Here is a 24,292-nt window from a genome sequence, read left to right as displayed (position 1 = left end):
GGTCGTGCCACTGGCAGGGGACAGAACCCGTGCAGTGACACCCTGACATATCGGGCATGAAGTCCGAATGAGGAGGAGACATGACAGTTGCGCAGGAGACGGGGCGAGCAGAGGTACCCGGATGGCTTACACGTGAACGCATCATTGCCAAACCCGGTTTCAATCGATGGCTGGTTCCGCCAGCCGCATTGGCCATCCACCTTTGTATCGGGATGGCCTATGGGTTTTCCGTATTCTGGTTGCCCTTGTCACAAGCGATTGGTGTCAGCAGTCCACTGGTTTGCGAAGGCATGAGCCTGGGCCAGGCTTTGTTTACCAGCAGTTGTGATTGGCGTGTCTCCGACCTGGGTTGGATCTACACGCTATTTTTTGTTTTGTTGGGCTCCTCGGCGGCAATTTGGGGCGGATGGCTGGAAACTGCCGGGCCGCGCAAAGCGGGGCTGGTTGCTACTTTGTGCTGGTGTGGTGGCATGGTTATTGCGGCCATAGGGATCATGACTCACCAGTTATGGCTGATGTGGCTGGGGTCCGGTTTCATTGGCGGAGTCGGGCTGGGATTGGGCTATATCTCTCCTGTTTCTACCTTGATCAAATGGTTTCCTGATCGTCGGGGCATGGCAACGGGCATGGCAATCATGGGGTTTGGTGGCGGGGCGATGATCGGTGCGCCGCTGGCAGATCGATTGATGCACTATTTCGCTACATCGACAGCCGTTGGCGTGTGGGAAACCTTTTTGGTCATGGCGGCCATTTATTTCGTATTCATGCTGTGCGGGGCGTTCGGCTATCGTGTTCCGCCCGCTGGCTGGAAGCCGGATGGGTGGACACCACGTGTGCAAAGCAACACGCTGATTACCCAGGACCATGTGCATTTGCGAAATGCCCACAAGACACGGCAGTTCTGGCTGATATGGGTCGTTCTTTGCCTTAATGTTTCTGCGGGCATAGGGGTGATAGGCATGGCCTCGCCCATGTTGCAGGAAATTTTTGCCGGGAAATTGATTGGTCAGCCCAATCTTTCATTCACCGAGTTGTCGGGTGAACAGTTGGGGGCTGTGGCAGCGATTGCTGCTGGCTTCGCAGGCCTTTTGTCACTGTTCAATATTGGCGGACGTATTGTCTGGGCCTCGGCCTCTGATCGTCTGGGACGCAAAAATACGTATTTCATTTTCTTTGCGCTGGGCATTGTTCTGTATGCCATGGTGCCCACTGTTGCAGGTATGGGCAATAAAGTGCTGTTCGTTGCCATGCTTTGCATCATTCTTTCCATGTATGGCGGTGGGTTCTCGACGGTACCGGCTTACTTGGCGGATGTGTTCGGCACACAGTTCGTCGGAGCCATACATGGGCGCTTGCTGACAGCATGGGCCAGTGCCGGCATTCTGGGCCCTGTTGTCGTGAATTACTTGCGTGAGGCACAGATTGCAGCAGGCATTCCTCGGGCACAGGTTTATGACTTCACGATGTATATCCTGGCGGGGTTTCTTGCTCTGGGCTTGCTGGCGAATGCGATGGTCAAGCCACTGGACAAAAAATGGTTCATGTCTGCGCAGGAACTGGCAGAAATACAGTCAAGGGAACGAAAGAATGATGCCGTTCAAGAGACCAATGGACCTTCCGGTATCGACAAGGGACGGTTTGACCTGCCTGCCGTATTGGCTTGGGCGGCTGTCGGGATCCCATTGCTGTGGGGCGTGTGGATGACCTTGCAGAAAACCATGGCCCTGTTCAATTGATAAATGCAAGTTCGCATGGGAGCCGCTTGGGCGGCATCCCTGTTGTTGACCTTGCTGTCTGCTATTTCTGCCACTGCACGGATGAACCCGTTTTCATACTGAGAATCTATGTCCCGCGTGTTGATGGATCTGCCTTCGTATCAGGGGCATTCTGTATCTGTTCCCTTTTTCGATAAGACCCCGCCACCCAAGGGGAGGCAATTACCCAATAAAGGCTTGCTTGTTGTTGATGAGGACCAGCCATCGCAGATTTTCAAGTTCAGCCATTGGGAGAAATCAGTGCTGGCCTGGCATGAAATCGATATTTATGCTCGGTGGCTGTCGGCGGGTAATTATCCGGGTGTGGTAGGCATGCTCGGTATATCTGCGACACAGGACTATCTTGTCAGGGTCATGGAACGCTCTCATACCGGCACCTTGGAGCAATTTCTGTTTGATCGCTATCGAGGGCAGGTCCTGGATGCAGCAAGCTCTGAGGTTGCAATACCTTTTTTATTGCAGATCGCAGAGACCATGGCATGTCTGCATGCAGCCGGTCTGGTTCACCGGGATTTGAAAAGCGAGAATATTCTTGTCTTTCCCGTAGAGGGGAAAGACGACGGTGCCCCATCTCGCTGGCGGGTCAAGGTATCCGATTTCGACCGGGCGGTGCATCTACCGGAAGGAGACAGCATCCAGGAGCCGGTAGGGTCCTTGTTCCATATGGCACCAGAGCTATTGAGGGCAGCACCCTATGATCATCGGGTTGACATCTATGCCTTTGGAATCTTGATGTTCGAAGTGCTGCATGGCGGTGCTCGTCCCTATCGCAATGTGGCGACGGGCATGCCGGGTGCTTTGTCCCGTACGGAGTTTTCTTATCGGGTCATCCATGAGGGGTATCGCCCTCATTGGGAATACAGGAATCCACAGTTGGAAGAGCTGGCGCGTCGTTGTTGCTTGGATGACCCGTCGCAAAGGCCAACCTTCATGGAAATACGGGACAGCTTGTGCATTGGTGGGGTGGGGGAGCAGGCATGCTCTTTTCATCCGGCTAGAGAGCAGGACACGGGGATTGTCGGTATTGGTCTGGCAAGTACAGTGGGCAAAGTGCGCAAGCGTATGGAAGACGCTATATCTATCGTCGAGACAGAAGACAGCGTGATATGTTGCGTTTGTGATGGTATGAGGGGTGACCGCAGCAGTGAGTATGTAGCGCGGCGTTTGCCTTTGGTGCTGGCCAATGCATTGGCAGAGCAAGCAGATGCTGCCGTATCGATTACTCAGGTTTTTGAGGATGTTCAGACGGCACTGCGCCGTCTGGATCCTTTGGTCACCTGCGGAACGACGGCAAGTGTCCTGGTACTGAAAAAAGATGAGCTGATTGCCGCCTGGGTGGGAGATTCACCCATCTGGCGCTTGCAAAGCGGCGGTCTGGAAGGTGATGGAACTCTGTCATGTCTTCCCTTGATGCAAGCACATCATCCCGATTGTGAACAAGAAGCGAAGCGCATTGTTCAGCAAGGCGGTGAAATCAGGCGGGAACAGAAGGAACTGGATAGTGGTGAAGTGGTTGCGTGGGGGCCGTTGCGGGTATTTGCGCCTGAGCTTGGACAAAAGCACGGCATTGCCTTGAGCCGGGCATTAGGCCTTCCTGGGTTTTCCCCGATCATCAGTCATCAGCCCGAGATTCGACAGGTACAAATCCACCCGGATGACCGCTTTCTGATTCTGGCTTCGGATGGTGTCTTTGAGGTCATGTCACCCGAAATGGCAGCGGCAATAGTCGTGAAATGTGATTCGGCACAGAAGGCGGCGGATGAAATCATCGCGCAGGTCTTGGTATTGGGGGCGCCGGACAATGCTTCTGTTGTGGTTCTGGATAAAAGGCCTGAGTCCGTGTAGTACTGGACTCAGGCCTTTAGCTTTCTAACTATCCAACTTGATGAGATCAGTTCACGACCCAGGCGGGTTTTTGTACCGCCGGGTCGCTCCTGTGGACTCAAGGGTCAAGGTTGGGCATCCAGTGGAGCTGGCGCTGGTGCTTGCTCTGTTGTCTCAACTTCAGGAGCCGCAGCACCTTGCTTCTGACGCTCATGGTCAGCAGCAATTGCCACTACCATTTCCTTGGGCTTCAGGTATTTGCGAAGAACGGCATTGACCTGTTCGGCATTGAGTTTTTGCAGATCCTGGTCCATCTTTTCCGACCATTCAAAGCTGCGGCCCAGATCCAGGTAATTCAACCAGGCGCTGCTGACGACGGTGTCCTGGCTGCGCGACAAGCGGCGGTAGTTCAGCAAGGCATTCGCGCCTTCCTTGACCTCTTGTTCGCTAAAGCCATCTTTCAGTGTTTGCGCCAGCACTTCGTCGATGGTCTTGCCCAGCTTTTCGCTATTGCTGGGGGCGTGAATGGCATAGACCGTCCACGTACCATTGGGTTCATAGCTGGACGCATCTACCTGGCTGCGCACGTTGTAGGACAGGCCATCTTCCACACGCACGCGGTTCCACAGGCGCGAGGTCTCGGACAGACCCAGCAAGTAGTTGGCCAGATAGACAGCCGGGAAGTCGGCATCGCTGTCTTGCAGTTTCAGGCCCAGATCCGCCAGATAGAAAGCGTTGGCCTTGTCCGGGGTGTTGATGTCAAAGACCTTGGGAGTCACGGTTTGCAGTGGATTGTCAGGACGCTGGTAGGCCGGGGCTTTGCGCCAGCCTTTCAAGCCATCAGCCAAGGCCTTGCGAACCTCGTTCTTGTCAAAGTCACCTACGGCGCTAAAGGCGACATCACCCGTACCGTAGAACTTTTGGTGGAAGTCCCGCACCTGTTTGATGCTTACCGCCTGGACTCGCTCTATGCCTTCTTCAAAGCTGGGCGTGTAGCGGATATCGTCTTTGGGCCATGGGTTGGTATAGCGTTCAATCGTCTGGCTTGCCAAAGCAGCAGGCTCGGTGCTGGCCGATTTCAGATCGGTTACCACGGCTTGTTGATATTTCTTCAGCTCGTCTTCGGGGAAGTTTGCGTTGCGCAGTACGTCCAGCGCCAGAGCAATAGCTTTAGGCAGGTTCTCGCGGTTGGAGGACAGCGTCAGGTACAAGCGACCATTGGAGCCGCTGGTGCTGAACTGGGTTTGCATGGCGGTGAACTGGTCGGAAATCTGTTCCCGGTTCAGTTTCTTGGTGCCGGTGCTCAGCAGGCTGGCGACAGCTGCGGCGGTAGCGGTCTGGTTCTTGAGCTGATCAGGCGAGCCAAACTTGAAGGACAAGCGCGCTTCCACGCGTTCAGCACGGGTGCCCTTGGGCAGCAGTGCCATTTTCACTTCACCCAGATCCTTGCCCAAGGACAAGGGCTGCAGATCGGTGCGAGCCATGATGTTGGCCGGGCTAGGATCAAAGGCTTCTACCGTCTTGCTACCGTCCTTGCCGGTGTAGTCCTGCACCAGCTTGGCCACATCAACCGTGGTGGCTTCAGGAGCGCGCAGCGGTTTTTCCGTGGGGATGTACAAACCATTGCTGCGGTTGCTGGCGACCAGCCAGGTCTCCAGGGCCTTTTGAACTTGTGGCAGCTTGGCGGCTTCTACCCGGTCGCGCTGCAGGAAGAACAAACGCCAGTCGCCGCTGGCTGCTGCTTCAGATAGCGCGCTGGCCAGGCTGGACGGGTTGGCATAGGTTTGTGTCCAGCCCGTCATCCACTGGCTGCGGATGCGTTCCAGATCCGTATCTTTCAGCGGGGACTTGGCCAAGCCTTCCAGCGTGTCATTCATGGCCTTCAAGGCCTTTTGCTGATCCATATCGGGTTTCAGCTCGGCACCAAACAGGGCGTAGCCCGGATCGTGGCTTTCGGAATCAAAGCTGAATACGCTGGTGGCCAGGTTCTTGTTGACCAGATTCTTGTACAGCTGGCCGCTGGGGGTGTCGCCCAAAGCGCTGATACCCAGGCTCAAGCTCATGTACTCCGGGCTGGCTGCGCTGGGGAGGTGATACAGCGACATGATCAGCGGTGCACCACCGTGACGGCGCAAGGTCACCGTGCGTGTGCCGTCCTGTACGGGTTCAACCGTGTATTCGGGGCGCAACGTGCGAGTGGGTTTGGGGATGGAGCCAAAGGCTTTGGCAATGTTGTCCAGCGTTTGCTCGGTGTCGAACTGCCCGGTCACAAACAGCACGGCATTATCGGGCTGATAGTAGTCGTGGTAGAACTTGCGCAGCTGTTCAATATCCACGTTTTCCACGTCGGAGCGAGCACCAATCGTGGTTTTGCCGTAGCTATGCCATTGGTAGGCAGCGGCTGTCAGCTTTTGCATCAGAACACGGAAAGGGCTGTTTTCACCGCTTTCCATTTCATTGCGCACCACGGGCATTTCCGCTTCCAGATCCTGCTTGTCGATCAGGGCGTTGACCATCACGTCGGCCTGCCAGTCCAGATACCACTTCAGGGTTTCGGGATCCGCGGCGAAGCTGGCAAAGTAATTGGTGCGGTCGCTGGAGGTGGTGCCGTTGGCTTCCAGGCCGCGCTTGGAGAATTCACCCAGCGCATTGCGCAAGGTGGGCGTACCGCGAAACAGCATGTGTTCCAGCAGGTGAGCCATGCCGGTTTGCCCGTAATTCTCGTGTCGCGAGCCGACCAGGTACGTCATGTTGACGGTGGTCGTGGGTTTGGAATCGTCTGGGGCCAGAACAAGGCGCAGGCCATTGTCCAGAGTGTATTGAGTGACGCCTTCGACAGAGGGGCCTTGGGCCAGACCTGCGGGCAGGGCATAGGCTGCCAGCGAACTGGACAGCAACGCAGCCCCTGCAAGATGGCGCAGGCGCAGGGCGGCAATCAGTACAGAGAGTTTCATGAACACATCCTTACGGTTTTAGCGATGAAAAAGCCAGCCAAGCCGACCAGTGTCTTTTGTAGCATGGGGCCGTTTGGCTGGGTAGGCGACTTCTCTTGCAAATGTCCTGCACCATCGAAAAAAAGCCCACCAGGGGTACTGGTGGGCAAAACAGCAAGAAACCGGTCCCTGATCTTCAGTCAGGTTTGCGCTTGAGTCTGTGCAGCGCATCATGACGGAGATGGCCGATGCTGCCGGTCAAAAACTCGTGCAAGGCGGCCAGTTGGCCCGGATTGTGCTGAGCAGTGGCCTTGATAATGTGCTGCGCAGCGTGTTCCATATTGGCGATCAGGCGTTTACATCGTTCCTGATTGGGGTAGAGGCAAGTCATGCGTCCATCGCGAGGGTGTGGCTTGCGAGTCAGATAACCAGCGTGCTCCAGCCGGGTAATCAGGGCGTGGTTGCCACTAGGGCTAAGGTGCAGGAGCTGGGCCAGCCTGCCCGGCGACAAGTGTTTGAGCTCCAGTACAAATTCCAGTGCCTTGTATTCGTTCAGGCTCAGGCCCGCTTCTTGTGCCAGTTCGTGCTTGTTGGCTTCCATATAGACATCGAACTGACGCACCATCATGCGCACAATGTCGCCTCGCATATGCCCTGACAAAACCTCCTCTTGAGGATAGGGGGCAATCCAGTTCTTGGTAAGGGGCCGCTTATCGGACATATATACAAGTCCTTAGCGGGGTGGGCCGCCCAGCAGTCCGCTGACCAGGCCCGTGACAGGGGTCAGCAGGCCGTTATTGGTGGTGCCTCCTTTTGCCCCTTGTTCCGGGCTTACTCCACCTTGCAAACCGCCGACCAAACCGGCGGCCAAGTTAGTCACCGGAGTCAAGAGTCCACGGTTTGCTGTCTCGCCTCCAGCTAGGCCACCACTTAAACTGCTGACTAGGCTACTAGTGACAGGGCTTAATAAGCCATTATTGGCTATAGCATCGCCGTTCAACCCGGTGCTCACCTCGCTTACTAAGTTTGTAATGGGAGCCAATAAAGCATCGTGGCTCTCGGCTCCATGACCTAAGCCATCGACTGCATTAGCGAGAGGGGGTAATAATCCGCTGTTGCCATTGTTTCCGGGGCTCAATGAGCCAAGAAGAGGCATCAAAATATCCGTATTCTGGATGGGGGAAATTGCTTTCCCATGGGTTCCGTCTGTCGCTTGATTCGGCATAGGAGCGGGAGCGGTAACGAGGGGACCATTGAATTGGATGCCCGCACTGTGAGCAATACGGCGCAAGTTGGCGATTAAGCCTTCACGGACAATGGGCGTCAGGTCAGCACTTTCCACTGTGTCCAAGAAAATTGCTAGCCCTTCCTCAAGAGTGATAGCAATTTTATTGCCGCCTTCTAATATGAGATAGCCGAGATCTAGGGCGTCGCGCATGCGGGTGGAAGCGTCAAGGACACGAAGTCTCCTTAAGTCGTCGACAGTCATATTAAGAAATATGCTTCCTTCATCCAATACCTCACCGGCATGGGTTGCCAAATAGTATGTTTTAAAAGACGTGAGCTGGTCGGCTGTCAGTGCAAGATCGCCTAGAGTTTTTTGGAATGCGCCGGGCTGACTAGCTGAGCTTTTGAATGTGATAAGACTTTCCTTAATCTCCAATTGTGCGGGAGACTCAGGGGCTTGAGGGCTAAGTATGTCGGCCTGGGCTGACAGCGAAAGCAGGCTGGTCGTAATAGCGAGCAAAATGATCCTGCTGGATGCAAAGCGTATCTTTGTAATCATGACTTACTCCATCTAGTGTTCAGGATTGCTTAGCCATTTCAGGTAGCGATGCGAGAAGTCCCGGGATTCAGGAAGAGGGCGGTGCGGGCCCCATTCGCCCGTCTTGTTCAGCGAGGGGGGGCCAGCAAACCACCGAGTAGCCCGGTTACGGGGGCCAGAAGGCCGCCATTGCTGGTGTCTCCATTTCCATTAAGACCGACAAGGACATTCGTGACGGGGGCAAGCAGACCATCGGTGGTTCCCGTATTCAGGCTTGTTCGTGGGGCCGAGTCGGGTGATAAGGTTGGCAAGGGAGACAAAAGAGTATTCCCTTGAAGTAAAGCGTCTGTAGCCGCAGCAATCCCGTTGGTTGCATGTCCCAATATGGACGTCAGGGGATTAGGTTCATTAGGGACGTCGTAGAGCAGGCCGCCTGTACTGAGAACGGCATCGCCTACGCCATGAAGCAGTCCCGATGCAGCCTGTCCTGCTTGCAAGGGCAAATCGGTAGCAGCCACGGTGTCACCCAGAGAGTCGAGTGATTCATGTGCCAACTGCAGCGCGGGGCTTAACACCTGCCCCGGCTTGAGCCAGGAATGAAGTTGATTGTGCAAAACTTCAAACGTCACCTCAAAATCGACGTACTCTAGAACGGAGTTGTCCAGGCCCTGACCCAGTAGTGTTGTTGTCGGTTCCAGTTCAAGGGGAAGAAGATTGTCAACCGCCCTTCCCAAGTTGCCCAGACTGCTTTCTAGAACTTGGGCCTGCGCGGTCAGCGAAAACAGGCTGGCTGTCAGGCTGAGCAACATGATCCCGCTGGATGCAAAACGTGTCTTTCTAGTCATGACTTACTCCATATAGTGATCAGGATTGCTCAGCCATTTCAAGCAGAACTGAGGGAGATCCTGGGGTTAAGGAATAGGGCGGTGTACGCCCCATCCCCTGTGCTTAGCGAGGGCCGCCAAGCAAGCCACCAAGCAGTCCGGTTACCGGTGCCAGCAAGCCGCCATTGTTGGTGCCTGCAGTGGCTCCACCACCAGCGCTTGCGTTGCCAGAGGCGCCTACATCAACCGATGCAGTGACACCACCCAACAGTCCGCCGGTCAGTCCACCAACCAAGTCGGTGACAGGAGACAGCAGGCCGCCGTTAGCGCCTTCGCCACCGCCCAGGCCGCCCAGCAGTCCTGTGACGGGGGCCAGCAAGCCACCGTTGCCAGCCTCACCGCTACCCAAGCCGCCGGTCAGTCCACCGACCAGGTTGGTGACAGGAGACAGCAAGCCGCCGTTAGCGCCTTCGCCACCGCCCAGGCCACCCAGCAGTCCTGTTACGGGGGATAGCAGGCCACCGTTGCCAGCATCACTGCCGCCCAAGCTGCCGGTCAGTCCACCAAGCAGGTTGGTGACAGGAGACAGCAGGCCGCCGTTAGCGCCTTCGCCACCGCCCAGGCCACCCAGCAGTCCTGTGACGGGGGCCAGCAAGCCACCGTTGCCAGCATCACCACCGCCCAAACCCCCAGTCAGTCCGCCGAGCAAGCCGGTTACTGGCGAGAGCAGCCCGCCTTCCCCATTACCTGTCAGCCCGCCAGTCAAGGAGGCGACAGCTTGTGTGGCGTGATTCAGGGTGTTGCCCAGCGGGTTCGTGTTGGTATCTGTTTTATGCAAAAGGCCACCGACCGAGGCAACAGCCTGACCCAAATGGTTAACGGTGCCGCCCAGACCCAGTGGGGTTGCGCCATCAATCTGCGTGCCCACATTGCTCAGGGCGCTGCCTACGCCACCCAGCAAAGCATTGATAGGCTGACCAACACCCAGACCGTCACCCACTTGTTGGGTGACATGAGTGACCGTTGCACCAACAGGAGCGACTACGGTGTCCAGGGTCTCGCCGACATTGCCCAGGATGGGGTTCAAGCCAATGGGCAAAATGTTGTCGACTGTCTGGCCTACATTTGCCAAGGCAGGTTCCAGGATAGGGGCAGCATCAGCACCATTGAGCAAGTCGCCCAGCCCCAATTGTCCTGTCAGGGGATACAGCAGACTGCCTTCACCCAGCAGGGAGCCGGTCAGTGCAGCAACACCGCTGGTTGCATGGCCCAGTACGGCTGTCAGCGGCTTAGGGTTGTTTGCGTCAGCGTGAAGCAGGCCGCCTGCGCTGCCCACGGCATTGCCCAGACCGCTCAGCAAGCCCCCAACACCCTGGCCCAGATTCAGGGGCAGGCCGCTGTTACCCAATTGCTCGCCCAAGTTGGTGACGACGCCGCCAACTTGCTGTGTCAGACCATTGATGGGTTGGCCCAAGCCGGTTGCGCCACCAATTTGTTGAGTCAGGCCTGTTGCCGTGTCCACGACAGGAGCGACTACGGTATCCAGTGTTTTGCCCAGTTTGCCGCCGGTATCTTGCAAGCCGACTGGCAGGACGTTGTCGACGGCTTCACCTACATTATTCAGAGTGGTTTCCAGTGGGCCCGGTGTACGCGTGGGGGGATTGCCGCCGTTGTCACCACCGCCGTTATCGCCACCGCCGTTGTCACCACCGCCGTTGTCACCACCACCGTTGTCACCGCCGCCGTTATCACCGCCGCCGTTATCGCCACCGCCGTTATCACCGCCGCCGTTGTCGCCACCGCCGTTATCACCGCCGCCGTTGTCACCACCACCGTTGTCGCCGCCGCCGTTATCGCCTCCGCCGTTGTCGCCACCGCCGTTGTCGCCGCCGCCGTTGTCACCGCCGCCGTTGTCACCGCCGCCGTTGTCGCCGCCACCAGTGCCTGGGCCTGGATTGGTGGGGGTTTCCGATCCGCCGCCACCGCTGCCACCGCTGCCACCACCGGATAAACTGCCGCAGGCAGTCAGCGCTAAAGTGCTGGCCATCAGGGTGGCCAGGAGTGTCAGGCGCAGGCCTGGTTTCTTGCTGTCTGTATTTTTATGCATTGCTTGCTCCAATAAATGATCGGGGGACTTGCTTGCTTCCTGAGTCTAGTTAAGCAATTCACATGCCAATTTATTGGCTTGCCTGCAGGCCGCATGTAAGCTGGGTTTGGCGAAAAGTAGAGGAAAAAAAGAGGGCTATTTGTTACGGGTTTTAGGGGCTGGGCGGAACGTGTTACGTAACAAAAAAAGAACCGCTGACAAGCAGCGGTTCCGTAGGGGCTGAGCAGGGTGCTCAGGAGGCTCGTGGCACCAGGGCCTTGGCATCCAGCCAGGCTTTGGTGTTTTGCCTGAAGGTGCTCATGCTGTCGACCAGAAAGTCGTACATGGCAATCAGCTGGGCAGGGTTTTGATTCGCTGCCGTGTTGATCGCCTGGTTGATAGCACGTTCCTTCACAGCCAGGACTTCACGGCATTTGTCCATTACCGGATGCAAGGCAATCACACGCTTGTCCAGGGGGTGGCGGCCGCGGGTAATGTAGCCCCTGTGTTCCAGACGGTTGATCAGGGCGCTGACACCGCTGGCACTCAAGTCCATCAAATGAGCCAACTGACCTGTAGGCAATGCATCGAATTCCATGATGTATTCCAGTGCTTTGAAATCATTCAAGGGGATATTCGCTTCTTCGGCCAAGCTAGCTTTCAGGGCTTCTGCGTAGATGGTGAACTGACGGCCCAGCATTTTGCCCAGATCCATCAACATCTTTTCTGACAACATGCTTTGCTCATCGCTGTGTGAGGACCAGTTGGAGCGAGCCCCGGCGCCTTGGGCGCCAGGATGAAAGCTCACTGGCAAACTGACCGGGTTCATGACTTTATTCATCATTTCCGGCCACCTCCCAGCAAGCCACCGAGCAGACCAGTTACCGGGGACAGCAAACCACCATTGGCTTGTTCGCCGCCGGCTGCGCCAGCGTTTGCCTGTACGTTGACGCCACCTGTCAGGCCACCGACGAGACCACCGACCAAACCGGTAACGGGTGCCAGCAATCCACCACCAGCCTGACCTTCCGCTGCTGCGCCACCACCGATCGAAACACTGCCTGTGATGCTACCCACAAGACCCGTGACAGGAGCCAGCAAGCCACCGTTGGAGGCATCACCACCCGTCAGGCCACCAGTCAAACCGCCCACCAGATTGGTGACGGGAGAGAGCAGGCCGCCGGCCGCGCCGTCACCGCCACTCAAGCCACCAGTTAATCCACCGACCAGATTGGTGACAGGGGAGAGCAAGCCGCCGCTCGCGCCGTCGCCGCCAGCCAAGCCACCAGTTAGTCCACCGACCAAGCTGGTGACAGGGGCCAGCAATCCACCGCTAGCACCATCGCCGCCACCCACACCACCTAACAGTCCGGTAACGGGTGCCAGCAAGCCACCACCTTCTCCACCTGTGATACCGCCCAGTCCGCCCGTCAGGGAGGCGACGGCCTGGGTGGCGTGATTCAAGGTATTACCCAGGGGGTTGGTATTTGCATCAGTCTTGTGCAGTACACCACCCACCGAGGCGACGGCCTGACCCAAATGGCCTACCACACCGCCCAGCCCCAGAGGTGCTGCATTGTCCAGTTGGCTGCCCACATTACCCAAAGCGCTGCCAACACCACCGAGCAAGGCGTTGATGGGTCGGCCAACGCCCAGGCCATCACCCACTTGTTGGGTCACATTGGTGACGGTGGCAACCACAGGCGCTACCGTGTTGTCCAAAGCACCGCCCACATCACCCAGAATAGGGTTCAGCCCCAGTGGCAGAATGTTATCTACGGTTTGTCCGATATTGCCCAGTGCAGGCTGCAGGACAGGCTCTCCCCCCTCTGCCAGCAAGATACCCCCCAGGCCTAGCTGCGCTGTCAATGGATGCAGCAGGCTGCCTTCTCCCAGCAAGGAGCCGGTCAGCACTTCTATGCCTTTGGTGGCGTGGTGCAAGGTGTTGCCCAGTGGATTGGGATTCTTGGGATCGTTGACCAGCAAGCCGCCGACCGAACCCACGGCTTGACCCAAGTGGGACAGCAGACCGCCCGCACCCTCACCCAGGTTCAGGGGCAGGCCGGTTTTGCCCAGTTGATCGCCCAGATTGGTCACTACACCGCCGACTTGAGTAGTCAAGCCGTTGACGGGCTGCCCCAGTCCGGTCACACCACCGACGGTGCGTGTGGCATCCGTCACGATATTGGTAACGGGTTTGAGCGCGCCATCCAGCGTTTTGCCCAGTTGATTGCCTGTTTTGCTCAGGTTCAAAGGCACTACGTTGTCGACAGCCTGGCCCAGATTGCCCAGTGCATTTTGGGTCAGGCTAGTGTCCTTGCCACCGCCGTTGTTTCCGCCGTTATTGCCGCCGCCGTTGTCGCCACCGCCGGTACCGCCGTCACCGGGCTTGGGCAGGTTAGGGTCAACAACAGGGGGGCGAACCGACACATCCAGGCCGTCGCGAACACCGCCGCGCGAGGAGCAACCGGCCAGAACGGCGGCGCTGATGACCAATGTAGCGACAACGGCACGTTGCAAGTTGCGGTGTACCGAGGCGTTTCTTGCTGAATTCCTTGCTTTCATGTCTGACTCCGATTTGAAGTGTAAGCACGCCCTTCAAGGGCTGTTGATAGACATGAAGCAAGTAGCGTGCCAAGTTCTGTTTTTGTTGTTGTGTTTTATTTTTATTGTTGTTAATCAGTGTGTTGTGAGTTTTTCTGGTTTTTTTGGAGCAGGATTTCATCAAAAAACAGGGTCGGTGCGAGCGTGTTTAGGGCTGTTTTTGTGGGGTGTTCCGTTCCTGTTACGTAACGTTTTTCGTAACACCTGAGGCCGGAATCTGCCGAAATGGAAAACAAAAAAGGCCATCTTGCGATGGCCTTGGGGAAAAATCGGCAGTAAGGGTGCCGGCAGGATGCCTGCTAAAAACCGTCGTAGAAGAACAGAAAGTTGGTGTTCAAGCGTACTTTGCGTTTGTCGGAGTTAACCGGCAAATCGCCCAGCGGTTTGGCGACGTTGATGTCAAACAGATAGTGTTTGTTATTGGACAGCCGTACACCAATGGCAGCGGAACGCAGGCGTCGATTGTTATAGCTGTTCAGTCGCTCCAGGTTGTACCAGGCGCGTGCCCAGTCATAGGCAATATAGGGCTGAATGTTGTTGAGCCAGGTGGAGGAGTTCGTAAAGCGTCGATTGATTTCCAGCGTGGCGCCTATGCCTTTGTCGCCAGCCAGCTCGCCTTGCGGATAGCCATAGCCATGTCGCCAGGCACCAAAAGAAACCTGTTCGGAGTTTGGCAGGACGTTCGAGCTGTACTGGCCGCTGGCCGAAAAGCTCATGCCAAATTGCCCTGGCAAGGCCAGATTCTGCTTGATAGAGGCGGTCCAGCGGGTGAAGTCCAAGTCCAGATCGGACTCGGCGTCACGTTGCAAGTAGGTGTTCAGAGACTTGCGGGCGCCCATGGCATCCAGACCCTTGTACACCCCCAGATTGACCTCGCGAGATTGACGCTGCGAGGCATCGGTATAGCGCAACTCAGCCTTCAGGGCGCGTACGTCGGTGGTGTTCTCGATCCAGACATTGTCCAGTGTCTTGTGGGTGTAGTCGTCCAGGGAGCGACTGGCATAAAAACCTGCCGTGCCTTTCAGACTGCGTTGATTGTTCAAAATAAAGGGATAGCTGATCGCCGCCCCGATACGTTCGTTGATGACCTTGCGGTTCCAGCCCTGGCTTTCCAGAACTTCATCACGCGGCTTGGAGCGATAGTGGTAGCCATCAATCTCCAGATTCAAGCCATTACCGGTCAGGGGAATGGTCAGGTTGCCGCTGACGTACTTCACGTCCTCAGAGCTGGTGGGGATGGCGGCAGTCAGCTTCAGCTGTTCGCCCAGAGGCGTCAGGCTATTGGCGCTTAACTGCACCAGAGCCTGTTTGCTGGAGCCCATTTCCGCCACGCTGGCATTTGCGCTGAAAGATTTGTGCTGTGCATTGATGACCAGCTCGGAGGCGCCATCAGTACGTACGGGCATGTCCAGCTTGGGATCTATTTTCAGGCCCGGAATGGTGCGCAGCAGATTCATGGTGCGCTCCAGCGTGCGCTGGGTAAGCGGCTTTTCATCCACCATGGCTTTGGCGATACGCTCGATGCGAGCCTGGCTGCGACCTGGATCGCCTTCAATACGAACACTGCCTACATGCCCTTCCACCACTGTGACTTTGATGTGTCCTTGTGCAAAGTCCTGTTGCTGCAAGATGGCAAAAGACAGGGGGTAGCCCTGCTGCTGATACAGGGCGGTGATCTTGTTCACCTCGTTGATCAGCTGGGCAATGCTAAGCGTTTTACCGGCCAGCGGTTCCAGAATCGCGGTGATCTGTTCAAAAGGAATGCTGCGACTGCCGCTGACATCAAAGCTGCGCACCACCACTTGCAGTTGTAGTTGCTGCTGCAATTGAGTCTGGGCGGCAGCGGGCGGAATGTTTAGAGATGGCGCACGCGTGCTGGGGGCCGGTGCATTAATGGGCGGCAAAGAGTCGACCGGGTTCCCCCGCAAGGGGGCGTCCGCCCAACTTTCTGAACCAGTAGCGGCCAGCCCCATAAATAATCCCAAGCTCACAATCAGGCTGGGATTTTTTTTTCTAAGGAAGGCCAGTGACAAGTGATGCTTGGGATTCATATTCATTAATCATTATTCGCTGTAAATCGGGCGCTTTTTTCTACTGTGCCGTAGTTTAACTTCGCTGTCACTTTTTGCTGTTTGAAAGCAGGGTATTTCCTCTTAGTGCTTTAAAACACTTTAACTATTACATTTTGAAACGTAAAAAAAATAGCCCTGATTTAGCTCGTTAGCAAACAGTCTTGTATGTCTGTATTCATGCTTAGTTGGGGCTGCGCGGGTTTTCCCTTGCTAACAGCAATAAATTGAAAAAAAGCTACTTTCTTTCAAGTAATTAAAGCTGGCTTGCAGACGCCTTGCAGCAGTAGCCGGTCAGTTTTTCTGTTGCATTCTGAAATGATAAAAACAGTAACATTAACAAACTTCGACACAATACAGGTAAGTAAAGGTTTCAAATTAGCTGTTTTTTGGCCTTTTTCTATGGGAAATTGGCTGTTGTAAATACACAATCATGCGTTTTTCGTATCTTTGGGCTAGAATTCGTTTGTGTATTTGATGTTTGTTACACGTAAACCCTAGTAAAAACAGATACATACATGGGTTTAAGATGATTTCAACTGAAAAATACAAAAATTGATAACAGTTAGCAGTGGAAGTTGCCAAAGTTGGCAAAGTGTAGTGCCCCAAGGGGCCTTGAATCCTCGCTGTTGAGGGTAATTTTTTCTTTTTGAATGGGGACAGTCATGAAGACTCAACTTCAGCAATTCTGGAACGATGAAGACGGTGCAACGGCTATTGAGTACGGCCTGATCGCAGGGCTGATCGCTGTGGCGATCATCGGTGTCTTGACCGCGCTGGGTACGAATTTGGATGCTCTTTTTACAACGATATCTGACAAGATCAGTGGTGCAAAGTCCGTCACGTAATAGTTTTTACGGACTCTTGTTTTGATTAAGTAAGACGTTTTGATGGTGCATCAGCCACTTCAGGTCTGGCTGTATCTTTTAGCTTGAATGGCTGATGCTTATGCCCGTTTTAATTAAGCTTTCCTTTATTTTTATTCTGCTTTTCTTTTCTGCTCAGATTATCTATAGCGATCTGAAGCTCCGGAAAATCCCTAATGCCTTATTAGTTTTTTATGGTTTGGCGGTTCTGTTGCACAAGGTTTTTGTCAGTGTGTCCTATGGCCTTCCCTGGGGATGGGGGGCGGGCTGGGGGGACTCCCTGATCGGTTTTGCCGCCGCCTTGATCGTGTTTTATCCAATCTGGTTATTGCGTTTGATGGGTGCGGCCGATGTAAAGCTGATGGCCGTGCTGGGCCTGGCCCTGGGGTGGAAGGAAGCAGGCATGGTGGTGTTGTTTGGCACGGTACTGGCGGGTTTGCATGCCTTGGTATTGGTGCTGATTCCATCCTTGGAACGTAAGTACGGATTTGCTTTGCCGGGAACCCGCGTCAAGGCGCGTAGTGTGCCTTTAGGGGCCTGGTTATCCCTTGCAACAATGGGGTGGGTATGGATGCAAAATCAATAAAGCCCCCACGAGAGGGCCAATTAGCAAAACGGCGTGGCGTAGATAAAAAATACCAATACGGAGCCTACGCACTGGAATTTGCATTGGTTTTTCCATTGTTGTTTCTCTTCATGTATGGCTTGCTGACGTTCGGTCTGATCATGACCGCCCAGCAGTCTCTTAATTTTGCGGCCGAATCCGGTGCCCGCGCTGCTTTGCTGGAGCCAGGCGCAGGTCCGGGTGGCCCCATGCTCAGTCCGGATCGCCTGCAAGCACGAGTAAATCGGGCCAAGGAAGTGGCCGCCGATCAGGTTCAGTGGCTAAGCACTTGGGTAGGTAGTGAGCATGTGCGCATCACCACAGATTTGCTCAGTGATGAGCTGCGTGTGGGGATTGTGTACGACTACCTCCAAGCCCCTCTGATTCCTCGTTTTGCTCCCGATACCTTGTTTGCGCTGGTTGTGCCCGAACAGTTAAAGGGCAATGCGCAGATCAATCTGCTGGTTGCCGGTGAAGTGGGCACAGCGGGAGACACGCCATGACGCGTGCCGCCTGTTTCCTTTCTGCTGCACAACGTCAGCAAGGTGTTGCTGCCATCGAGTTTGCCTTGATGGTGGGGATTCTGTTGTTGATCTTCAGCGGCATCATCACCTTCAGTTCCTTGTTTCTGGCCAAGCAAAAAATGGACCATCTGGTCGGCGATCTTTCTCGCCAAGCGACGATGCAGGTCAAGAACGCCGATGAGATCGCGCCTTTTATAAATCAGGAACTGGCCAGGAACTATGGCAGGGGCCAAGCCAAGAGCGACGCGTTCTTGCATTGGTTTGGCGACCTGAGTGCGGATGTTCAATCCCAGGCTTGTGCCTCGGAGCCTCAGTATGACTGCGCCCAGCTTTCTCTGAAGCTGGAGCTTGAACCCGGAATTCTTTCTCAAACCCTGGATCTGTTCAGGCCTGAAGAGGGTCAGGCAGATCAATTGCGCAGCTTAAGCGCCAAGACACTACTCGTACTCAGGAGACCACATTAATGAGCGGCATTATGAAGGGGGCGGCAGTCCTTTTATTGCTGATCGCAGCCGTATTGGTTGCGTTTGCCTTGTACCTGGGCATGAAGCCCAAACCCGAGGTGGTCCAGCCTGTGCTCAGCACGCAAAGCGTAGAGCCAGCGGCCAACTTGCAGGCGGTGGTCGTGCTCAAACGGGATGTGAAAGCGGGGGAAACCTTGCAGGCTGATGCCCTGGAATTGGCGCAGTGGCCTGCGGCCCCCGCCCAGTCTTTCAACACGCTGGAAGCCTTGAGCGGGAAAACCCTGCGTTTTGACTTGGGCCAAGGGCAGCCGGTGTTAAGCAGCTTCATCGCCAAAAGTCTGGCCAGCTATCTGGAAGAGGGTGAGCGCGCCGTCACCATTCCCATTGATGTGATTACTGGCGCCAGCCACAGGGTAGAGCCGGGCGATCTGGTCGATATCTTCATTACCTTTAACAGCAACAACGAAGTCAATGACACCCAGGCCCGCCTGTTGATGTCGCGTGTGCGCGTGCTGGCCTATGGCGGCGCTTCGCTGTCCGGGCCAGATCCGGCAGAGGCCAATGCGACAAATCGTGCCGAGACTCAGGCGCGCCACGCCATGCTGGCCGTCCCCCTGGAGTCGGTGAACGAACTCCTGCTGGCCAGCCGTAGCGGCAGCCTGCAACTGGTCCTGCGTGCTCCCAAGGACGAGAGCTTGCCGGACGCCTCCTTGTTCCCTGAATTTGCGGGTCTGATTCCCGCGCGTGCTGGTCTGGATGCGGATCAGCGCGATGCCTTGAAACTGCCGGATAACCGCGCCATGGCCGGTTTGGGCTTGCGTGAATTTGCAATCAGCCAGACCGAAAAAGAACAGGTGCAGGCACGAGCCCTGGCCAGCGGAGAACCGCATGCTGCGCCGCCGCGCCGCACGGAAGTTATTCGCGGGGGCCGTTTAGAGGTCATTCAGTATTAAGCAATACAGAGCTTGTTGTGGGGACGGGTCAGCCTGCCTGTGAGGGCTGACGAGACGCGACGCAAGGCAGCATGGATTAAACACATGAGACAGAAAATCAAAAAAGCAGGTCTGGGTTTGGGGTGCTGGTATGCGCTCTGCTTGTCGGGTTTGGCACCGGTGCCGGTGATGGCGCAAACGGCCCAAACCAGCGCCAGTCAGAAGGTGATACGTCTGGTGGCCAACGATCAGGATATTTTGCGCTTGTCGCAAGTTCCGCAGCGTGTGGCGATCAGCGATGAAAGCGTGGCGGATGTGCAAATTCTGTCTGCATCGGCCGGGCAGCGCGGCGAGGTGCTCCTGATCGGCAAACGCGCGGGTACGGCTGATTTGCGTGTCTGGATGCCTGGTCGCACGAATCCGGACCGTTGGACGATTGAAGTGACCAGTCAGGTGCAACAGCAACTGGCGCAAGCGGGTCGCCCCATGTCGGCGCAGGTGTCCAGCGCCGGACAGCAGTCCTTGATTACGGGTAGCAGCCCTTCCTTGCTGGATCACCAGGATGCCATGGCCGCCGCACGCTCCGGCACTGGTCCGGATGCGCCGGTGCTGGACCTGTCCGAGGTCAGCACCAGTGGCATGGTGCAGGTGGAAGTCAAAGTGGTGGAAGTTTCCCGCGAAGTCATGAAAGACATTGGCCTGAGTGCCAATGCCATTGGCGGCAAGCCCTGGTCGGGCGGGGTGAACTTGTTGCCCAAGGCTTTAACGGGTGGATTGAGCCTGGGGTACAACTCGAGCAACTTCAGTGCGACCTTGAATCTGCTGGAGCAAAATGGCCTGGCCCGTGTGCTGGCCGAGCCGACTTTGGTGGCCATGTCAGGTCATAGCGCCAGCTTTTTGTCCGGTGGCGAAATTCCTATCCCCAGTTCGGGCGGTTTGGGAACAACGACGGTGGAGTACAAACCTTTCGGGATCGGTCTGACGGTAACGCCAACGGTGCTGTCTCCCGAACGTATTGCCCTGAAGGTTGCCCCTGAAGCCAGTGATCTGGATTACTCGAATGTGGTGCAAATGCCCGGTGGCGGGGTGATGCCTTCTTTGCGTACCCGTCGAGCCGATACAACTATTGAGCTGGGTGATGGCCAAAGCTACATCATCAGCGGGCTGGTGTCGCGCCAAACCGCCGCTGCCGTCAAAAAGATTCCCTTCCTGGGGGATTTGCCGATTCTGGGTAGTTTTTTCCGCAACGTGCAGTACAGCCAGAAAGAGCTGGAACTGGTCATTGTCGTCACTCCCCGTCTGATCAAACCTATCCAGAAAGGCGCCACGATTGCCTTGCCGGGTGGTCGTCAGGAAAAACTGGATGACGCACCCAATGCCTGGGGCTACTTCTTGCTGGGCCGCCATGGTTACGAGCAGATGCCAGGGTTTTCGCGCTAAGCGCGTGGAGTGGTGACGTGCAACGATATCGGGAATACCTCTTGTGTACAGAGCACCCCGAGCTGGCTGTGATGATCAACACGGCAGCTGCCGGGCTCCTGACGGTAAGGGCGATTGAGCCCACGACCGAGAGTTTGCGCCGGGAGCTGGCCAAGCAAGCGGAACCTTTGGTGTTTTTTGACTTTGTTCATGGACAGCATGGGGAAGAGAACGGACAGGTAGTAAGTTTGGTACGCAGTCTGGCGCGGCTCGATGCCAGTGTGCAGCGTGTGGCGGTAGGGCGGGCATCCGTGCCCCAAGGCCCCGTCAATGCCTTGCGGGCGGGTGCCAACGAGTTCCTGAACCTGGACACGAACGAAGATCTGCATCATCAGTTGCAGGTATTGATTGAAAAGCTGGGTCAGACCCAGCACAGCCCTTTGCTGGACAAGCCTTTTCGCAGTGTGCTGTTGATGGGCGCGCGTATTGGTGTCGGTTGCAGTACCGCTGCCAGCAGTCTGGCCTGGCTCTTGCAACAAGAGATGAACCGCATGGGCAAGGAAGTACGAGGTTTGACGTCGGCCAAGCCCTTGCCGGTTGAACTGGTGCCGCTGTCCGAGCGAGTTGGTTTGCTGGATCTGGGAGCACCTACCGGGGACTGTGCCTTGTACATGGGCCTGGGTTCGGAGTTTGACTTCATTCAGGCGGCATCACAGCGTCATCGAATGGACGACACCATGTTGCATTCGGCACTGGCACAACACAGCAGCGGCTTGAACCTGCTGTCTTTGCCCGCCGATGTGAATACCTTGAATCAAATCAGTCTGGAAGATTCGCTGGGTTTGTGCAGTTATTTGCGTGAACGCATGGGCTGCCTGGTGATTGATGCTGGCGGTTTTCCCAATCCGCGTTTTCTGGTGGAACTGGAATCGCTGGTGGACGAGGTGCTGGTGGTCACTGACCAAAGCATGGGGGCCTTGGTGTCCCTGGCCGAGTTCATGGCCTTGCGTGCGCAGTTCGATGCGTTGGCGAATGTACGTCTGGTGGTGAATCAGTTTGATCCAGCTTACGGTTTTTCTGGGCAGGCCATTGCCGAGCGCTTTGATCTGGAGTTGGCCGCCGTGCTGCCGGATCGGCGTCTTGGGCATATGCGCAGCGCCGGTCTGGGCAAGATTCTGGTGCAAGTAGATGAGAAGGACCCCTATACCCGTGCCTTGCAAAGTTTGGCATCGGGTTTGACGGGGCGCAGGCAGGGGCTGTCACAAAACAAGGTCAGGACGGTTTTGGGACGGTTGAAATTCAGGTTCGGGGGCTGAACAGGCCCAAGCATGGAAAAGTAAGGCATGAACAATACTTCATTGCTCGGTGGGCGTCCCGACCTGATTCAGGTCCGGGAACAGGCCCATGAACATTTGCTGGCTCGCATCGAAGAGTTGGGAGCCGAGTTTGGTCGCTGGACACGGCAGGCCATACAGGATTTTGTTGGCATCGAATTGGCCAGCTTTGTTCGGTTGAAACGGGTGCCCGTCAACGAACAGGAAGTGCGCGAGATCGTGCAGGCGCTGACCCGCGAACTGGCGGGCCTGGGGCCTTTGGAAGACCTGCTGGAGGATCCGGCGGTTGAAGATATTCTGATCAACGGTTACGACAAGCTGTTTGTGTCGCGCGGTGGCGTGTTGGGCCAGGAACCCAGTGGGTTTACGGATGATCAGCACGTGCTGCGTATCGTGCGCCGTATTCTGGCTCCGTTGGGACGCAGACTGGACGAGTCGGTTCCGATGGTGGATGCCCGCTTGCCCGATGGTGGCCGCCTGAACGTGGTCATTCACCCCCTGGCGGTGGACGGCCCCATGGTCTCTATCCGTAAGTTCCGCAAGGACCCGCTAAAGCCTGAAGACTTGATGCGTTTGGGCGCGTTTGACGAGCCGGTGGACCGGCTGCTGCAAGCCGCAGTGAAATCGCGTTGCAATATTCTGATTTCTGGCGGGACCAGCTCCGGCAAGACGTCCTTGCTCAATGCCCTGGCTTTTTACATCCCCAAAACCGAGCGTGTTGTAACGGTGGAAGATACCGCCGAACTGGCCTTGAATCACCCGCATGTGGTGCGCCTGGAAGCACGTCAGGCCGGGTATGACGGCAGCGGCGAAATCTCGATTCGCGAACTCCTGCGCAACAGCTTGCGTATGCGTCCGGACCGGGTGATCGTGGGGGAAGTGCGGGGCGCCGAGGTCATCGACATGCTGCAAGCCATGAATACTGGTCACGAAGGCTCCATGGCCACGATCCACGCCAACTCGCCGCGCGAATGTGTGTATCGCGTAGAAATGCTGGCCGGGTTTGCGGGCTTTCAGGGCAGCGAGGACAGCTTGCGCAGACAGATCGCCAGCGCGCTGGACTTCATTATTCAGATTGGCCGCCTGCCCAATGGCAAGCGCCGGGTGCTGTCCATTACAGAAATTACCGGCATGGGTGATGGCGTGATTGCCATGCAAGAGCTGTATCGCCACGAATCCTATGTGCTGGATGATGGCACCGAGCAGGATCGCTGGGTCAGCCTGGGCATTCATCCTCATACCCGCAAGCTGATGCAGTACCGCGATCAACTGGCTAATGAGCAGGTTCAGGCTCAGGACAACACGCCTAAAGAAGGCGGTGGTTTCTGGGATTGGAGACGCTAAATGATGGCTTTGTATATCGCTTTGGCGGCTGTGATTCTGATACTGGGCGCGGTGCTGCTCTGGGCCAAGGGTGCTCAGCGTCAGCAGGCCCAGCGTTCGGCACAGGTGCTGGAGCAGCAGCTGGCTTTGCGCCCGGCGGTACAGAGTAGCGTACGAGCCCAGCCCAGTGCGCAGGATGCCTGGTTGGGAGCTCCGAAGGGCTGGCGGGAGTTCATGCTGCGCACCGGCATTCAGCCCTCGCGCCGTTTTTATCTGATTCTTTTGCTGGGCACGCTGGTGCCGCCTGCTTTGTTGCTGGCCTTTGTCGGGCCGGTTGCAGGTGGGGCCATGCTGCTTGCCACCGTATTGGGCGCCTATACCTTTCTGTGGTTTCGCAGCGATAAGCGACACCGCAAAATCGTCTCTCAAATTCCGGACTTTCTGGATCTGATGGTGCGCTTGATCACTATTGGCAACAGCATGGGAGCGGCCTTTTTGAATGCGGCTGACAACACGCCACAACCCCTGGGCCAGGTATTGCAGGATGCAAATTCCCTGCACCGTTCCGGGCAGGATCTGGACGTAGCCTTGCGTGCTGTTTCGCGTCAGCACGGCTTGCACGAGCTCTTTCTGGTTGCCGCTGTAATCAGTGTGGCAATGCGTTTTGGCGGTCGCAGTGATCAGACCATGGAACGTATGGCCGGCTTCATGCGAGACCGGGAAAACGCCCGCAGTGAGTTGGTGGCCTTGTCTGCCGAGGTGCGCCTGTCCGCCTGGATTCTGGCGTTATTGCCGATCCTGATCGGTGTCTACATTCTGATTTTCAATAACGAGCTGTTCCTGACCATGTGGAACGACCCCGTGGGGTTTCGCATGCTGCTGTTCGCAGCAGTCTTGCAGTGTGTGGGCTGTTATTGGCTGTATTGGATGGCACGCAATGTCTAGG

Annotated in this window: 19 protein-coding genes; 11 read left to right on the top strand and 8 right to left on the bottom strand. The window is 56.2% G+C overall.

Annotation, left to right across the window (positions count from 1 at the left end):
- The first annotated feature begins 80 nt into the window (after positions 1-80).
- On the top strand, positions 81-1,736 hold the full coding sequence (locus KOE80_RS09535) for an OFA family MFS transporter (protein WP_226348985.1): 1,656 nt from the start codon (positions 81-83) through the stop codon (positions 1,734-1,736).
- 108 nt (positions 1,737-1,844) lie between these two features.
- Positions 1,845-3,620, top strand: coding sequence for a bifunctional serine/threonine-protein kinase/phosphatase (locus tag KOE80_RS09530; RefSeq protein ID WP_226348984.1), 1,776 nt, complete (start codon positions 1,845-1,847; stop codon positions 3,618-3,620).
- Between the two features lie 104 nt (positions 3,621-3,724).
- Here KOE80_RS09530 and KOE80_RS09525 read toward each other — a convergent pair whose 3' ends face one another.
- The 8 genes from KOE80_RS09525 to KOE80_RS09490 form a co-directional block, all read right to left on the bottom strand.
- Positions 3,725-6,553, bottom strand: coding sequence for a M16 family metallopeptidase (locus KOE80_RS09525; protein ID WP_226348983.1), 2,829 nt, complete (start codon positions 6,551-6,553; stop codon positions 3,725-3,727).
- A 175-nt stretch (positions 6,554-6,728) separates the two neighbouring features.
- Positions 6,729-7,253 carry a MarR family winged helix-turn-helix transcriptional regulator gene (locus tag KOE80_RS09520; RefSeq protein WP_226348982.1) on the bottom strand — a complete coding sequence of 175 codons (525 nt, stop codon included), beginning with the start codon at positions 7,251-7,253 and terminating at the stop codon, positions 6,729-6,731.
- Positions 7,254-7,265: 12 nt separating this feature from the next.
- Positions 7,266-8,318 carry a hypothetical protein gene (locus tag KOE80_RS09515; protein ID WP_035272103.1) on the bottom strand — a complete coding sequence of 351 codons (1,053 nt, stop codon included), beginning with the start codon at positions 8,316-8,318 and terminating at the stop codon, positions 7,266-7,268.
- Between the two features lie 107 nt (positions 8,319-8,425).
- Positions 8,426-9,142 carry a hypothetical protein gene (locus KOE80_RS09510; protein ID WP_226348981.1) on the bottom strand — a complete coding sequence of 239 codons (717 nt, stop codon included), beginning with the start codon at positions 9,140-9,142 and terminating at the stop codon, positions 8,426-8,428.
- 103 nt (positions 9,143-9,245) lie between these two features.
- Positions 9,246-11,228: a collagen-like triple helix repeat-containing protein gene (locus KOE80_RS09505; protein ID WP_226348980.1), complete on the bottom strand. Its 1,983-nt coding sequence runs from the start codon at positions 11,226-11,228 to the stop codon at positions 9,246-9,248.
- A 232-nt stretch (positions 11,229-11,460) separates the two neighbouring features.
- A complete protein-coding gene (locus KOE80_RS09500; RefSeq protein ID WP_226348979.1) occupies positions 11,461-12,051 on the bottom strand; it encodes a MarR family winged helix-turn-helix transcriptional regulator in 591 nt (196 codons plus the stop codon).
- Positions 12,048-13,772 (bottom strand): collagen-like triple helix repeat-containing protein, encoded by a 1,725-nt coding sequence (locus KOE80_RS09495; RefSeq protein WP_226348978.1) that lies wholly within the window; start codon positions 13,770-13,772, stop codon positions 12,048-12,050. The genes KOE80_RS09500 and KOE80_RS09495 overlap by 4 nt, the downstream gene beginning before the upstream one ends.
- A gap of 338 nt (positions 13,773-14,110) precedes the next feature.
- The gene (locus KOE80_RS09490; RefSeq protein ID WP_413228932.1) at positions 14,111-15,784 is read right to left on the bottom strand and encodes a ShlB/FhaC/HecB family hemolysin secretion/activation protein; all 1,674 of its coding nucleotides are present in this window, start codon (positions 15,782-15,784) and stop codon (positions 14,111-14,113) included.
- A 761-nt stretch (positions 15,785-16,545) separates the two neighbouring features.
- On the opposite strand from KOE80_RS09490, the gene KOE80_RS09485 reads away from it, so the two are divergent.
- From KOE80_RS09485 to KOE80_RS09445, 9 genes are all read left to right on the top strand, one after another.
- Entirely contained in the window at positions 16,546-16,728 is a 183-nt protein-coding gene (locus tag KOE80_RS09485) for a Flp family type IVb pilin (protein WP_021446907.1), read from the top strand.
- Between the two features lie 94 nt (positions 16,729-16,822).
- The gene (locus KOE80_RS09480; protein ID WP_021446906.1) at positions 16,823-17,332 is read left to right on the top strand and encodes a prepilin peptidase; all 510 of its coding nucleotides are present in this window, start codon (positions 16,823-16,825) and stop codon (positions 17,330-17,332) included.
- The gene (locus tag KOE80_RS09475) at positions 17,314-17,853 is read left to right on the top strand and encodes a TadE family protein (RefSeq protein ID WP_080748068.1); all 540 of its coding nucleotides are present in this window, start codon (positions 17,314-17,316) and stop codon (positions 17,851-17,853) included. The genes KOE80_RS09480 and KOE80_RS09475 overlap by 19 nt, the downstream gene beginning before the upstream one ends.
- On the top strand, positions 17,850-18,338 hold the full coding sequence (locus tag KOE80_RS09470) for a TadE/TadG family type IV pilus assembly protein (RefSeq protein ID WP_035272108.1): 489 nt from the start codon (positions 17,850-17,852) through the stop codon (positions 18,336-18,338). Before KOE80_RS09475 ends, KOE80_RS09470 begins: the two co-directional genes overlap by 4 nt.
- Positions 18,338-19,291, top strand: coding sequence for a Flp pilus assembly protein CpaB (cpaB, locus tag KOE80_RS09465; RefSeq protein WP_115633944.1), 954 nt, complete (start codon positions 18,338-18,340; stop codon positions 19,289-19,291). The genes KOE80_RS09470 and cpaB overlap by 1 nt, the downstream gene beginning before the upstream one ends.
- An 84-nt stretch (positions 19,292-19,375) precedes the next feature.
- Entirely contained in the window at positions 19,376-20,710 is a 1,335-nt protein-coding gene (locus tag KOE80_RS09460) for a type II and III secretion system protein family protein (protein ID WP_203145588.1), read from the top strand.
- Positions 20,711-20,727: 17 nt separating this feature from the next.
- On the top strand, positions 20,728-22,005 hold the full coding sequence (locus KOE80_RS09455) for an AAA family ATPase (protein WP_226348976.1): 1,278 nt from the start codon (positions 20,728-20,730) through the stop codon (positions 22,003-22,005).
- 27 nt (positions 22,006-22,032) lie between these two features.
- On the top strand, positions 22,033-23,367 hold the full coding sequence (locus tag KOE80_RS09450) for a CpaF family protein (protein WP_226348975.1): 1,335 nt from the start codon (positions 22,033-22,035) through the stop codon (positions 23,365-23,367).
- Entirely contained in the window at positions 23,368-24,291 is a 924-nt protein-coding gene (locus KOE80_RS09445) for a type II secretion system F family protein (protein ID WP_226348974.1), read from the top strand.
- Position 24,292: the final 1 nt, after the last annotated feature.

The sequence above is a fragment of the Alcaligenes sp. 13f genome (assembly GCF_020496585.1).
GTDB classification, from domain to species: domain Bacteria; phylum Pseudomonadota; class Gammaproteobacteria; order Burkholderiales; family Burkholderiaceae_B; genus Alcaligenes; species Alcaligenes phenolicus.
This window is presented reverse-complemented; position numbering and strand designations above follow the sequence as displayed.

Excerpts from the sequence above, each read along its gene's own strand:
- KOE80_RS09495 (WP_226348978.1), bottom strand. The coding sequence starts at position 13,772 with ATGAAAGCAAGGAATTCAGCAAGAAACGCCTCGGTACACCGCAACTTG.
- KOE80_RS09480 (WP_021446906.1), top strand. The coding sequence starts at position 16,823 with ATGCTTATGCCCGTTTTAATTAAGCTTTCCTTTATTTTTATTCTGCTT.
- KOE80_RS09530 (WP_226348984.1), top strand. The coding sequence starts at position 1,845 with ATGTCCCGCGTGTTGATGGATCTGCCTTCGTATCAGGGGCATTCTGTA.
- cpaB (WP_115633944.1), top strand. The coding sequence starts at position 18,338 with ATGAGCGGCATTATGAAGGGGGCGGCAGTCCTTTTATTGCTGATCGCA.
- KOE80_RS09520 (WP_226348982.1), bottom strand. The coding sequence starts at position 7,253 with ATGTCCGATAAGCGGCCCCTTACCAAGAACTGGATTGCCCCCTATCCT.
- KOE80_RS09500 (WP_226348979.1), bottom strand. The coding sequence starts at position 12,051 with ATGATGAATAAAGTCATGAACCCGGTCAGTTTGCCAGTGAGCTTTCAT.
- KOE80_RS09460 (WP_203145588.1), top strand. The coding sequence starts at position 19,376 with ATGAGACAGAAAATCAAAAAAGCAGGTCTGGGTTTGGGGTGCTGGTAT.
- KOE80_RS09450 (WP_226348975.1), top strand. The coding sequence starts at position 22,033 with ATGAACAATACTTCATTGCTCGGTGGGCGTCCCGACCTGATTCAGGTC.
- KOE80_RS09535 (WP_226348985.1), top strand. The coding sequence starts at position 81 with ATGACAGTTGCGCAGGAGACGGGGCGAGCAGAGGTACCCGGATGGCTT.
- KOE80_RS09445 (WP_226348974.1), top strand. The coding sequence starts at position 23,368 with ATGATGGCTTTGTATATCGCTTTGGCGGCTGTGATTCTGATACTGGGC.
- KOE80_RS09515 (WP_035272103.1), bottom strand. The coding sequence starts at position 8,318 with ATGATTACAAAGATACGCTTTGCATCCAGCAGGATCATTTTGCTCGCT.
- KOE80_RS09470 (WP_035272108.1), top strand. The coding sequence starts at position 17,850 with ATGACGCGTGCCGCCTGTTTCCTTTCTGCTGCACAACGTCAGCAAGGT.
- KOE80_RS09485 (WP_021446907.1), top strand. The coding sequence starts at position 16,546 with ATGAAGACTCAACTTCAGCAATTCTGGAACGATGAAGACGGTGCAACG.
- KOE80_RS09525 (WP_226348983.1), bottom strand. The coding sequence starts at position 6,553 with ATGAAACTCTCTGTACTGATTGCCGCCCTGCGCCTGCGCCATCTTGCA.
- KOE80_RS09510 (WP_226348981.1), bottom strand. The coding sequence starts at position 9,142 with ATGACTAGAAAGACACGTTTTGCATCCAGCGGGATCATGTTGCTCAGC.
- KOE80_RS09505 (WP_226348980.1), bottom strand. The coding sequence starts at position 11,228 with ATGCATAAAAATACAGACAGCAAGAAACCAGGCCTGCGCCTGACACTC.
- KOE80_RS09475 (WP_080748068.1), top strand. The coding sequence starts at position 17,314 with ATGGATGCAAAATCAATAAAGCCCCCACGAGAGGGCCAATTAGCAAAA.
- KOE80_RS09490 (WP_413228932.1), bottom strand. The coding sequence starts at position 15,784 with ATGGGGCTGGCCGCTACTGGTTCAGAAAGTTGGGCGGACGCCCCCTTG.